At 46.8% G+C, this 13,666-nt stretch carries 10 protein-coding genes; all 10 read left to right on the forward strand.

Annotated features, from left to right (window positions below; all coding sequences use genetic code 11):
• The first annotated feature begins 44 nt into the window (after positions 1-44).
• The 10 genes from NSQ49_RS14580 (at position 45) to NSQ49_RS14625 (ending at position 13,366) form a co-directional block, all read left to right on the forward strand.
• The gene (locus NSQ49_RS14580) at positions 45-1,112 is read left to right on the forward strand and encodes a M42 family metallopeptidase (protein ID WP_159863119.1); all 1,068 of its coding nucleotides are present in this window, start codon (positions 45-47) and stop codon (positions 1,110-1,112) included.
• Positions 1,113-1,453: 341 nt separating this feature from the next.
• On the forward strand, positions 1,454-2,404 hold the full coding sequence (locus NSQ49_RS14585; RefSeq protein ID WP_251283362.1) for a 3-hydroxyacyl-CoA dehydrogenase family protein: 951 nt from the start codon (positions 1,454-1,456) through the stop codon (positions 2,402-2,404).
• Positions 2,401-3,162, forward strand: coding sequence for an SDR family NAD(P)-dependent oxidoreductase (locus NSQ49_RS14590; protein ID WP_159863117.1), 762 nt, complete (start codon positions 2,401-2,403; stop codon positions 3,160-3,162). The genes NSQ49_RS14585 and NSQ49_RS14590 overlap by 4 nt, the downstream gene beginning before the upstream one ends.
• 54 nt (positions 3,163-3,216) lie before the next feature.
• Positions 3,217-4,500 (forward strand): histidinol dehydrogenase, encoded by a 1,284-nt coding sequence (hisD, locus tag NSQ49_RS14595; RefSeq protein ID WP_251283361.1) that lies wholly within the window; start codon positions 3,217-3,219, stop codon positions 4,498-4,500.
• A 51-nt stretch (positions 4,501-4,551) separates the two neighbouring features.
• Positions 4,552-5,556, forward strand: a complete 1,005-nt coding sequence (locus NSQ49_RS14600; protein ID WP_251283360.1) for a LacI family DNA-binding transcriptional regulator — start codon at positions 4,552-4,554, stop codon at positions 5,554-5,556.
• Positions 5,557-5,870: 314 nt separating this feature from the next.
• On the forward strand, positions 5,871-7,181 hold the full coding sequence (locus NSQ49_RS14605; RefSeq protein WP_251283359.1) for a GntP family permease: 1,311 nt from the start codon (positions 5,871-5,873) through the stop codon (positions 7,179-7,181).
• Between the two features lie 195 nt (positions 7,182-7,376).
• Positions 7,377-9,176, forward strand: a complete 1,800-nt coding sequence (locus NSQ49_RS14610; protein ID WP_251283358.1) for a sigma-54-dependent Fis family transcriptional regulator — start codon at positions 7,377-7,379, stop codon at positions 9,174-9,176.
• Between the two features lie 149 nt (positions 9,177-9,325).
• Entirely contained in the window at positions 9,326-10,522 is a 1,197-nt protein-coding gene (locus tag NSQ49_RS14615; RefSeq protein ID WP_251283357.1) for an iron-containing alcohol dehydrogenase, read from the forward strand.
• A gap of 15 nt (positions 10,523-10,537) precedes the next feature.
• Positions 10,538-11,887: a GntP family permease gene (locus NSQ49_RS14620; RefSeq protein ID WP_251283356.1), complete on the forward strand. Its 1,350-nt coding sequence runs from the start codon at positions 10,538-10,540 to the stop codon at positions 11,885-11,887.
• Between the two features lie 21 nt (positions 11,888-11,908).
• Positions 11,909-13,366 (forward strand): CoA-acylating methylmalonate-semialdehyde dehydrogenase, encoded by a 1,458-nt coding sequence (locus NSQ49_RS14625; protein WP_251283355.1) that lies wholly within the window; start codon positions 11,909-11,911, stop codon positions 13,364-13,366.
• Positions 13,367-13,666 lie beyond the last annotated feature (300 nt).

Consider the following 13,666-nt stretch of genomic DNA (forward strand, 5'->3'; position numbering starts at 1 on the left):
CAAAAGCGGGGGATTTCTTTTCATATCAAAGGGAGGGTTTCACTGTGTATGAATTATTAAAAGGGTTATGCAATATAGTAGGTCCGAGCGGTTTTGAACAGGATGTACAAAGATTTATTTTAAATGAAGTGAAGGATTATGTGGATGAATACCATGTCGATTCAGTCGGGAATCTGATTGTAAAAAAGAAAGGGAATAACCCGGATTTTCCTTCTTTAGTCATTGCAGCTCACACCGATGAGATTGGGTTTATCGTGAAGAAAATCGAAGAGAATGGGTTAATTCGGTTTGAAAAATTAGGCGGGTTTGATGACCGTATTCTTTTATCATTGCCGGTTAAAATCCGTTCTGAAAAAGGAAATGTGGATGGAGTGATCGGAACTATTTCGGCCCACTATGTGAAATGGGATGATCCAAAGCGCATTTCCAGCCACCGCGATCTTTATATTGATATCGGAGCCCGTACAGCAGAAGAAGCAGCTGAAATGGGAATCAAGGTTGGACAGCCCATCAGCTATGGCACCGAATTTAAGAAAATAGGAAATAATCGCGTTACCGGCAAAGCCTTGGACGACCGGGCAGGCTGCGCCCTATTGATTCGTCTGCTTCAAAACATTGGAGGAAATGGGGCTCAGCATGGCGACATATATGGTGCCTTTACGGTTCAGGAGGAAGTTGGGCTAAGAGGAGCATCCGTTGTATCTGCAGCTGTAGAGCCTGATTTTGCGCTGGCACTTGATACAACGCCAACCAGCGACACATTTGACGTGCTCATGACAGGCACGAGAATCCTTGGCAGCGGCCCTTGCATCAAAATCGCTGATAAATCCCTGATTGCCCACCCGCTTGTCACTCAGCATCTCGAAAAAGTAGCCGAAGAAGGAGATATCCCCTATCAGCATGAAGTCTTCATGGGAATCGGAACAGATGCCGGAGCCATACATATGACAAATAAAGGCGTCACAGCAGGGGTTATCTCCATCCCATCCCGCTATACACATACGCCGATTGAGGTAGTCGACCTGGATGATATGGAAAACTCCTACAAGCTTCTGCACGACTTTGTTTTGACATTGAATCAGTTGAAGGGGAAGACGTTTTTAGATACATAATTGTATCAGTGAAGACAGGGAGATTATGCTCTCTGTCTTTTTTTATAAGGGCTATTGTGCGAAACGGACTATTTGCGGATTTGGCCATTGCAGGTCAAGCAATCTATTTGCAAAATGAGCTTCTCTATCTGCAGGTATCCCGATTCTATTAGTATTGTTTACATTAAAAGAACGAAAGCAGTCTGGCGACGTCCTTTAAAATCAATCAAACGTTTGATTGATTTCTAATCTGAAAGATAATAAATATTTACAATTTATAATTTTATCTTGAAATTATAACGCTTACATTGTATATTGAATACGTATTCAAAAACTAGAAATTTCAGAAAGTTGGTGAGCGATTGGAGAGAATAGCTGTACTTGGGTGCGGCACGATGGGCCATTCCATTGCACTTAATGCGGCTTGGGCCGGATTTAGTGTGACAATGCAGGGAATCAGCGATGCCGACTTGGAACAGGGCTGGACCAACATGCTGAAGAAGCTTGAGGTTATGCTCAATAATGGTATTTTATCCGAATCGGAAGCTGGCCACATTCAGGAAAATATTAAAATGACTGTCTTTGTTGAAGAAGCAGTTCAAGGTGCAACTTTCGTAATTGAAGCTGTACCGGAAAATCTTCAATTAAAAATTGACTTATTTAAACGTCTGGACGCTCTATGTGCTCCTGATGTCATTCTCGCAAGCAATACTTCCGGCCTTAGTCCAACGGATATTGCTTCAGAGACTGCTCACCCGGAACGTACTGTAGTGACACACTTTTGGAATCCGGCTCATCTGATTCCTCTTGTCGAAGTTGTCCGCGGTGAGAAGACCGGTGATGAAGCAGTGGAAAGGTCTTTTAAGCTTTTAATGCAGATGAAGAAAAAGCCGATCGAAGTAAAAAAAGAGATTCCCGGGTTTGTCGGCAATCGCCTGCAATATGCACTATTCCGTGAAGCCCAATATCTTCTGGAGGAAGGCATTGCGAGCAAAGAAGATATTGATGATGCCGTTACTTATGGGATTGGACGAAGGCTGCCGGTTTCCGGCCCCTTGATGACGGCCGATATGGGCGGACTGGATGTTTTCTCGGCTATCTCTGATTATTTGTTCCAGCATCTTTCCGGTGCGGAGGAATCCTTGCCTATTTTAAAGAAGCTTGTAGAAGAACAGAAGCTCGGCGATAAATCGGGTGAAGGCTACTACAAGTGGGATGAGGCTTTTTCCAAAGAGTACAATCAGAAAAGGGAAGCTGAGCTGATCCGATTCTTAAAGAAGGATCTGGGAATCCCTGAGGGAGAAATGGTATGAGATACTTTCCGGATCTTAAGAATAAGTCGGTAATCGTGACTGGCGGAAGCAAAGGAATTGGAAGAGATATCGCCATGTCCTTTGCTGAAAACGGAGCGAAGGTTGTAATTGTGGGGAGAGATGAAGAGGCACTCCGCCAGACAGCCGATGAGCTGAAAAAAATTAATACTAATAGCTATTATGTTTCCGCTGATTTAAATAATGTCTCAGAGATTAAAAGAATGACAGAAGCAGCTGTGGATTATATGGGCTCAATCGATGTGCTGATCAATAACGCCGGAATTAACCGGGCCAAGCCAGCCATGGAAGTGACGGAAGAGGATTGGGATCTGACGCTAGACACCAATTTGAAGGCAGCGTTTTTCTGCAGCCAGAAAGCAGCTGAGTATATGATTCCCAATCAATCCGGCAAGATTATCAACATTGCTTCCCAGATGGCATTTGTCGGCTACTATAAACGGGCGGCCTATTGTGCAAGTAAAGGCGGCATGGTGCAGCTGACGAAAGCACTTGCGGTGGAATGGGCATCACATGGCATCAATGTAAACGCGGTGGCTCCCACCTTTATCGAAACAGAGCTGACTTCAAAGATGTTTGAGGATAAGGAATTTGAAAAGGAAGTCTACGGCAGGATCCCGCTTGGAAAACTTGCAGATCCCGAAGATGTTTCCGCAGCCACCCTATTCCTGTCTTCCAATCTATCAAAGTTTATTACAGGCGATACGATAAAAGTAGATGGCGGATGGACAGCCATTTAATTTTTGCGGATGTTTGCATACGTATTCAAAATTAAAAACAGGAGTGATATCAAAATGGCAACTTTCCTAAAACAGGGTAAAAACGATCAAGAGGTACAGGAAGCAGATGTAAAAGTAAGAGAATCGGTTAGTGAAGTTTTAAAAAAAATCGAAGATAACGGAGATGCAGAGGTACGCAGACTTTCCGAGCAGTTCGATAAATGGTCACCGGAGCAATTCAGATTAACGGAAGAGCAAATCCAGGAAATCGTATCATCTGTACCCGAACAAACAATCAATGACATTAAATTTGCACAGGAACAAATCCGCAATTTCGCCCAGCATCAAAAAGCAGCACTGCAGGACATTGAAGTAGAGACTTTGCCTGGCGTGTTCCTTGGACACAAAAATATTCCGGTAAACAGTGTCGGCTGCTATATTCCCGGCGGACGCTATCCGATGGTTGCTTCCTCCCACATGAGTGTGCTGACGGCGAAAGTGGCAGGCGTTAAGCGCGTGATCGCCTGCACACCTCCGATTAAAGGAGAAATTCCTTCTGCAACGGTGGCGGCAATGCATCTGGCTGGTGCAGACGAGATTTATATCCTCGGCGGAATCCAGGCGATGGGTGCGATGGCAATCGGAACAGAAACCATTGAGCCGGTTGATATGCTTGTTGGACCTGGAAATGCATTTGTAGCGGAAGCGAAGCGTCAATTGTACGGAAGAGTAGGAATCGACCTGTTTGCAGGCCCGACTGAGGTTCTGGTCATTGCGGATGAAACATCCGATGCAGAAATCATTGCAACGGATTTATTGGGACAGGCTGAGCATGGACCTAACTCTCCAGCATGTCTAATTACAACCTCAGAGAAGCTGGCGAACGAAACAGTGGCAGAAATCGAACGCCAGCTTGAGACTCTGCCAACAGCAGATGTAGCAGGCGCGGCATGGAAGGATTACGGTTCTATCATTCTTGTAGACAGCCTGGAGGAAGCTGTAGTGGAAGCGGATAAACTGGCTTATGAGCATGTGGAAATTTTAACGGAAGACCCGAACTACTTCCTTGAAAACATGACAAACTACGGTGCACTATTCCTAGGGCCTGAAACAAATGTGGCATACGGGGATAAAGTAATCGGCACAAACCACACGCTGCCGACGAAAAAGGCAGCCCGCTACACTGGCGGCCTATGGGTAGGCAAATTCCTGAAAACATGCACATACCAGAGAACAACTCCGGAAGCGAGTGCGAAAATCGGTGAATATGCATCCCGCCTATGCGACCTTGAAGGCTTTAAAGGACACCAGGCCCAGGCTGACCTTCGTGTGAAGCGCTACAGCAGCCTCGTGAAGTAAGCAAAATCTGTTATAATTTCTCTGTCTAGATCAAGGCAGGAGGAACATGCGTTGAAAAATAAAAAAGTGACAGCCACGGATGTCGCCCGATTGGCAGGCGTTTCCCAATCGAGCGTATCCCGGGCTTTTAGTGAAAATTCAAGTATCTCACCTAAAAAGAAAAAATTGATTCTGGATGCTGCCGAACAGCTGGGATATCAGCCGAATGCCATTGCCCGGGGTCTGATCACCAATCAGTCCCGCATCATTGGAGTTGTTATGCGGAATATCCAGAACCCTTTTTATCCGGAAATCCTCGATAAGTTTTACAGCAGGCTTGCCGAAAAAGGGTACAAGGTTATGTTTATCAACTCCCAGAATAACGAGATCCAAGAGGATGAAGTGAGCCATTTAATTGAATACAGCGTTGAGGGAGCCATCATCACAGATGCGCTATTAACCTCTTCGACTGTACAGAAGTTTACCCGAAATGGCATCTCGGTCGTCCTGTTTAACCGATATGTGAACGATTCCTTAAGCAGTGCTGTTGTATGCGATAACTTTGCTGCCGGGAAAAGGATTGGCCACTATCTGATAGAAAAAGGACATGAAAATCTCGCCTTTATCTCCGGACCGATGAATACATCCACAACAGTTGATCGGAAAAATGGCTTCCAGGAAGCTTTGGCAGAACACGGCATCTCTTCATTTCTAACCGAAAACGGTCTTTATTCATATGAAGGGGGATTTGCTGCTGCCAGAAAGCTGCTGGAACAGGATAAAAAGATAGATGCCATCTTCTGTGCAAATGATATATCTGCTTTTGGCGCAATGGATTTTCTGAAAAAGCAGGGAATTCGAATTCCTGAGGATATATCTGTTGTAGGCTTTGATAATGTGGCAATGTCGGATTGGTCATCTTATGAATTAACCACCTGGCATCAGCCGGTCGACGAAATGGTTGATTATTCGATTAACCTTCTTTTGGAGCATATTAATGGGGACACGGACACTCCTGAAATCCAAAGAGTAAAAGGCCATTTGGTGGAAAGAGGATCAGTAGCGGACAGAAGGTGAAGGAGAAAAGGCTGGGGTTTTCGTTGTACCCATTTTACATCTTAGAAGTTCGATAATTGTCTAGCTCCAGGCGCCATCGGCTCTCAGGTCTAAGCCAATCCGTCTAAAAGGTTAAAGAACAACCTTTCAGCCGGCTTGTCTTATGCTTGTGGCCCGCAGGACATGGAAGGTTTCGTCAGCAAAAACATCGTACAACCGAAAGCGGCAGCTTTTGGGAGGGTGCGGGTCATGCAGACGTTGCCGCAGGACGTGGCGGTTTTAGTCTGCGTTCCTAGATAGGCGGGCGCCTTACGCTTTTCTGATAGGAGGATCTTATGCTAAGTATGATTGGATTGCTTGGGGGCATCGGGCTCCTCATCTATTTGACGATGAGAGGGATGAACCTGCTGCTTGCTGCCCCTCTTTCAGCTTTTATTGTTGCAATATTCAGTGGATTGCCGATCTTTCCTCAGCTCGCAGGCGAGGGAGAGGTCAATTTTCTGACCAACTATATGAACGGGTTTGCCGGATTTATTACATCCTGGTATTTGATGTTCTTATTCGGGGCCATTTTCGGAAAACTAATGGAGGACAGCGGGGCAGCAGACAGTGTTTCCAAATGGATTATCGATAAGATTGGCATGAAGCGGGCTGCATTAGCCGTTGTCATTGCCTGCGCGGTCTTAACCTATGGCGGCGTAAGTCTGTTTGTTGTTGCATTCTCCGTCTATCCAATGGCATTGAGCCTATTTAAGGAAGCCAACCTGCCAAGAAGATTCATTCCGGCAGCTCTTGCCTTCGGTTCGACTACGTTTACAATGACATCAGCCGGCTCCCCGGAAATCCAGAACTGGATTCCGATTGAGTTCCTGGGCACTTCCCCATATGCTGCCTGGGAAGTCAGCTTGATTGTTGCTGTCTTTATGATGGCATTTGGATACTGGTGGCTGAAGAAAATGATTAACAAGGCGATTCGCAATGGAGAAAAATTTGAGGCAAGAGAAACAGATTCTGCACTAATCCGTGAAAACTTGCCCAACCCATTATTAAGCATGATACCGCTTTTGGTCGTCCTAGTAATTTCGTTTATTTTCCATGACTCATTAGCACAGTCAGCCTTGATTATTGCCTTATTAAGCGGCTGTTTTGCAACCTATTTTCTTAATCTTAAGTATTTCAAGAATGTATGGGGTGCTGTATCCGAAGGAACCATTGGCGCATTGATTGCCATTGCTAATACATCGGCCGTTGTCGGCTTTGGCGGTGTGGCAAAAGCAACCCCTGCCTTTGCAAGTGCGGTTGATGCCATGACTAATATTCCGGGCAGCCCTTTAATCGGCGGCGCACTGGCTGTAGCTGTCATTGCTGGTCTGACAGGTTCTGCTTCCGGCGGCCAATCAATTGCCTTGCCGCTTTTGGCGCCGCATTATCTGGATATGGGTGTCAATGCAAGTGAACTTCACCGTGTGGTAGCGATATCATCCGGATCCATTGATTCCCTGCCGCATGGCGGTTATGTTGTGACAACCATCCGGGCAATATGCGGTGAGTCCCATAAGGATGCCTATCCGGCATTTGGCGCATTGACTGTGATTGTGCCAATCCTTGGTGTTATTTTAGCGGTGATTTTATTCTCAATTTTCTAAATTGCAGCAGAAAGACAGAGGGGCTTAGGCTCTCTGTCTTTCTTTCTATTAAAATCCGGCGGCGCCCGCTGTGCCGGAATGCTCTATTTGCAAATTTCCCGTTTCTATTAGTATTGCTCACAAATCGTATAGGAATCTATCTGCCTCTTTAAAAGTGTTATAATTTAGAAAATTGAGATTAACAGGGGGTTCTATATGCCTCAATCCATTTCTGATAAAAAAGAGACCTTGCTTAATGATGAACACCTAAAAGTGAAAAATTGGATGACACCAAGCCCGTTTTGCATCCATCCGGGGCAGACACTGGCAGCGGCTTCAAAGATGATGGCGGATTTTCATCTGGAATGTCTTCCTGTCACAGATGAAACCAATCGCCTGGTAGGAATGATTACATCCAGGAAGCTGCTTAACTACTTTGCCCAGGGCAAACCAGGAGATGCTTTAATTGGCAGCATCCCAAAGTCGAATCAGGCAGCTGTCCGGCCGGATGATTCGATCCTCGATATCATGTCGCTTCCATATGATCAGCTTCCTGTCACAGGTGAAGATGGCAGGCTCCTCGGCATCCTGACAGCCAGGGATATCCTGGATGGACTCTCCAAATATCTGTATAAGCTAAGGCAGCAGCATAATTCCGAAGGTGCACTTGGTGCCATTTTGGAAAGTGCTTATGAGGGTATAGCTGTTGTCGATGAAAACGGGATTCTGCAGGAATTTAATGAAGCCTATAGCCGTTTTACCGGCATTAAGCGGGAGGATGCCATTGGCAGGCATGTCACTGAGGTCATAGATAACACGCATCTTCATGAAACGGTAAAGACCGGGATAGCCGAACGCGGGGTTCTCCAGAACATCCAGGGGCATGACATGGTGGTGCACCGGATTCCGCTCTGGAAGGAAGGCCGGATTGCCGGGGCCATCGGAATGCTGATTTTTGAGGGAGTAACAGAAGTTTATAAAATCTATGAAAAGCTGCAGGAAAAACAAGATTCTAAGCCCGACCTTTTCTCAAAGAAAAAGGAAAATGACAGCCGGGTTACCCTTGACCAAATTATTGGAACAAGTGAAGGGATTACGGAAGTGAAACGGCTGGCAAGGAAGGCTGCACGGACTGCAGCTACTGTCCTTATCACGGGGGAAAGCGGGACAGGAAAAGAAATGTTCGCCAAGAGCATCCATCATCTCAGCCCCTTTTCCACCGGACCCTTTATCAGTGTTAATTGCGGGGCCATTCCGGAGCATTTATTCGAGTCCGAACTGTTTGGCTATGAAGAAGGCGCTTTTACCGGGGCGAAAAAGGGAGGCAAGCCCGGGAAGTTTGAGCTGGCAGACAACGGCACCATTTTTCTCGATGAAATCGGTGAAATGCCGCTTGTTATGCAGACCAAGCTGCTGCGGGTCCTTCAGGAAAAGGAAGCTGAACGAGTCGGCGGCTTGAAGAAATATCAAATCAATGTCAGAGTGATTGCCGCAACAAACCGCAACCTGATGCAAATGGTTGAAACGGGGGAATTCCGGGAGGATCTTTATTACCGGCTGAATATCATCCAGCTCCATATCCCTCCGCTGCGGGAACGGAAAAAGGATATACCTGTCCTGCTGGTCCATTACCTGAAGGAAATCTGTGAACGGTATCAGGTATCTGGAAAACTATTCACATCTGAGGCGGTAAACGCTTTTGTCCAGCATCCGTGGAGAGGGAATATCCGCGAGATGGTGAACACGGTGGAACAGCTGGTGACCCTGGTGGATGGGAAGGTTATTGACTATCATCATTTGCCGGAGATGCTGAAAAAGCCGGAAGCCACTCTCAAAATAGAGGCCATGGCAGCAGGGTCTATTGAGGAAGCTAAATTACTGGGCAGTCAAAGGGAGTCTGAAATTATTCTGGATGCCTTAAGAAGAGCGGGCGGAAATAAATCAAGAGCTGCAGATCTGCTTGGAATTCATCGGACTACCCTTTATCAAAAGCTGAAAAAGCATGGCATAACCTGAATGAGATGTAGTGATTACACTACAAAAAATCTACAGGTGTAGTGTAGTGACTACAGTATTGCAAACAACAAACATTGATTTTAGCGGGTTTCAAAGTTGGCACGCTCCTTGCAAGTTATAAAGGTAATAAAAAAAGGGGTGGATGTTCTATGGAGAAACCTGCAGTTTTCCGGGTGCCGGAAACGATTTTTTATGGAAGGGGATCTTCCGAAAAAGTTGGCGAGGAAGCAGCACTCAGAGGGAAAAACGCATTAATAATCAGCGATAAAATAATGGACCAGCTAGGATATGTAAGCGAATGCAGAACCTATCTTCAGGAGGCTGGCGTGCAAAGTGAGGTATATCTCGGGGTAGCATCAGAGCCAACTGATGAGTATGTAGCAGAAGCGCTCGAGCTGTTTCAAAAACAGCAATGTGACCTTGTCATTTCAGTAGGCGGCGGCAGCTGTATCGATACAGCCAAAGCCATAGCAGTCTTAGCAACAAATGGCGGTTATATCGGCGAGTATATGGGTGGGAAGAAACTGGTTCAGAATCCGCCGGTTCCCCACATAGCGATTCCGACCACAGCCGGGACTGGCTCTGAGGCGACAGATGTAACCGTCATCACAAACTCATCCAATGATGTCAAAATGATGATCAAACAGCCCGCCTTTATGCCAAATGTTGCGATTGTGGATCCACTGCTCACCCTTTCATCACCAAAGAATGTCACATCCGCAACAGGGGTCGATGCGCTAAGTCATGCGGTCGAAGCGTATCTTTCCAAAAAGGCGCATCCGATGACAGACACAATGGCGATATCGGCTATGAAGCTGATCGTGGAAAATATATTAACCGCTTACAATGAAGGGGACAATGTCGATGCCCGTGAAGCAATGAGCCTTGGATCTCTGCAGGCTGGAATGGCTTTCTCAAATGCATCGGTATGTCTTGTGCATGGCATGAGCCGTCCGATTGGCGCATTATTCCACGTTCCTCATGGAATCTCGAATGCCATGCTCCTGCCGGCTGTTCTTGAGTTCAGCCAGGAGGCATGTGTGGACCGCTTAGCGGATATCGGCCGGATTTTTCAGCCTGATGATGAAAGCCTTACCAATGAAGAAGCTGCGGAAGTGGCTGTTCAATCCGTCAAAGAGCTTTGCCGAAAATTAAATATTCCTAACTTAAGAGGATGGGGTATTGACGAGGAAGCATTTAAGAGTGCAGTGGCCAAGATGGCAGACGACGCCATCGACAGCGGCAGCCCCGGCAACAACCCAAGAGTTCCGAATAAAAACGAACTCGAAGAGCTTTACCATGTTTGCTATAATTACCAGTTTTCTTCTGAGACAGAGAAAGTGTAACAGGGGGACATACGGATGATTGGGATGCTCGGGTTGATCGCTTCGCTGATTTTATTAATGGTTTTAACGATGAGAGGCGTAAATATTATTATTGCCGCCATTATCAGTGCAGTTGTAGTTGCTCTTACAGGAGGGCTAAACCTTGAAACAGCCCTGACAGAGCATTATATGACAGGGTTTACAGGATATTTTTACTCATGGTTCCTCATCTTCTTATTGGGTGCCATATTCGGAAAAATTATGCAGGTAACCAAGGCGGCTGACAGCATCGCAAATTGGGTCAAGGATACACTTGGGCCATCAAAAGCGGTATTTGCCGTCGTGGCAGCAGCGGCGATTATGACTTACGGAGGCGTCAGCCTATTTGTAGTAGGTTTTGCCGTCTATCCAATCGCTGTTTCCCTATTTAGAGTGGCCAATCTGCCGCATCGTTTCATCCCGGCGGCATTGGTGTTTGGATCGATATCTTTTACGATGACAGCACCGGGCTCACCGGAAATCCAAAACCTGATTCCGACAGAGTTTTTTGGAACAAAGCCGACAGCAGGCGGAATTATCGGGGCGCTAATGGCTCTTTTGATCATGGTTATAGGTGGTATTTTACTTAGCAGAATGGTGAAAAAAGCAGTTCGGAATGGGGAGGTATTCTCCTTGCCGAATCAGCCGTCCGGTGCCAATGAATCGGCAGCAGCTCTTGAATCTGAGCTGGAAATGCAAAGGCCGGATGCAGCTCCGGCAGTGAAGGATTATCCGAATGTCATCCTGGCCATATTGCCGCTGGCATCGGTAATTGCGATTTTAAATACGGCTGCCAACTTTACTTCTTCGACAGCTGCCGCATTAATTTCCTTAACCAGCGGCATCGTTCTTGCTTGTCTGTTGATGATGAAGTATTTGGTCGGATTTTGGGAGGCACTTGCCAAGGGTGCCCAGGATGCCTTAGTCGCAGCTGCTAATACGTGTGCGGTTGTTGGGTTTGGAAGTGTTGCAGCCCAGGTTGCCGCGTTTGATACGTTCGTGGATGCACTGATAAATATCCCGGGGCCGCCATTAATGGGACTGGGGATAGCCGTTACGCTGATATGCGGTATTACCGGTTCGGCATCCGGCGGATTGGGGATTGCACTGCCGATCCTGGCGCCAATGTATCTCTCTCAGGGTCTGGACCCGGGTGCTATGCATCGGATTTCAGCGCTTGCATCCGGTGGCTTGGATTCACTCCCGCATAATGGCTATGTGGTGACAACAATCCGGGCGATATGCGGAGAAACCCACAAACGTGCCTACTGGCCAATATTTATTTTAAGTGTAGCAATGCCAACGGCTGTACTATTCCTGGCAATATTCTTATATTCTATCTTTTAATTTTGAAAGGGGATTTTACTTATGACAGCGACAACAACAATGGTATTAAAAAACTTTATCAATGGCGAATGGGTGGATGCCAACACGGATAAATTCGAAGTGGTGCCAAACCCTGCAACTGGCGAGGAGCTGGCCCGCACACCGATTTCCACACGTGAAGATGTCGATAACGCCGTTCAGGCAGCCAAGCAAGCTTTTAAAACCTGGAGCAAAACGCCGGTGCCCAAAAGAGCGAGAATTCTATTTAAATACCAGCAGCTTTTAATAGATAACTGGGAAGAGCTGGCAAAGCTGATTACACAAGAAAACGGCAAAAACTTTAAAGAAGCCTATGGCGAGGTGCAGCGGGGAATTGAATGTGTTGAATTTGCAGCAGGTGCTCCATCCCTCATGATGGGCAAGCAGCTTCCGGATATTGCGACAAACATAGAATCAGGCATGTACCGCTATCCGGTTGGCGTTATTGGCGGGATCACGCCTTTCAACTTCCCGATGATGGTTCCGTGCTGGATGTTCCCGCTTGCGATTGCCTGCGGCAACACATTTGTTTTAAAGCCTTCAGAAAGAACGCCAATCCTTGCTAACCGCCTGGCAGAGCTGTTCACAGAAGCGGGGCTTCCTGCTGGAGTATTCAATATTGTTCATGGTGCACATGATGTGGTAAACACCCTGATTGACCATCAGGATGTACCGGCGATTTCATTCGTTGGCTCTCAGCCTGTGGCCGAGTACATTTACAAATCAGCAACAGCAAAAGGCAAACGCGTTCAGGCGCTTGCTGGTGCCAAGAACCACTCAATCGTGCTTCCAGATGCAGACCTTGATGGTGCAGTTAAGGAAATTATCGCTGCTGCGTACGGTTCAGCAGGTGAAAGGTGCATGGCCTGCTCGGTGGTAGTGGCCGTGGATTCCATTGCCGACGAGCTGGTAGCTAAATTAAATGAGCAGGCGAGTGAGCTGACAATCGGAAACGGCTTGGATGAAAATGTGTTCCTTGGCCCAGTCATCCGCCAGGAAAACAAGGAACGCACAAGCAATTACATTGAAATTGGCGAAAAAGAAGGAGCATCCCTTGTCCGGGATGGCCGCAAAGATGAAGCCTTCCACGAAAACGGCTACTTCATCGGACCAACGATTTTTGATCATGTAGATCCATCTATGAAAATCTGGAAAGAAGAAATCTTTGCACCGGTACTTTCTGTAGTACGTGTGAAAAACCTTGAAGAAGCGATCGAGCTTACGAACAAATCCGACTTCGGAAACGGAGCATGCTTATTCACTGACAGCGGAAGCAGCGTCCGCTACTTTAGAGAAAACATCGAGGTCGGCATGCTTGGAGTGAACATCGGCGTACCGGCGCCAATGGCCTTCTTCCCATTCTCCGGCTGGAAAAACTCCTTCTACGGAGACCTTCACGCAAACGGAACGGATGGCGTGGAATTCTATACAAGAAGAAAGATGCTGACTGCACGCTGGTAAAAATAAGAGAGAAGAGGCACCTGCCATATTAGGCAGGTGTCTCTTTTTTTAGGCTGTTTTTGCAAGGTTTGCTGCCTTTTGTATTATATTTTCTGAGTTGATTGTAGCGGAAGGTGCGAGACTCCTGCGGGAGTAGCGGGACAGGTGAGACCCCGCAGACGCGAAGCGTCGAGGAGGCTCAGCGCCCGCCCCGCGGAAAGCGAGCATCCTGGAGCGGAAATCAACGGGACGACATTAATGAGGATAAACAATAATTTAAACGAAAAGAGATTTTTGTTAATTACAAAGTCCTATATATTT

The sequence above is a fragment of the Cytobacillus sp. FSL R5-0377 genome, assembly GCF_038004385.1.
Lineage (GTDB): Bacteria > Bacillota > Bacilli > Bacillales > Cytobacillaceae > Cytobacillus.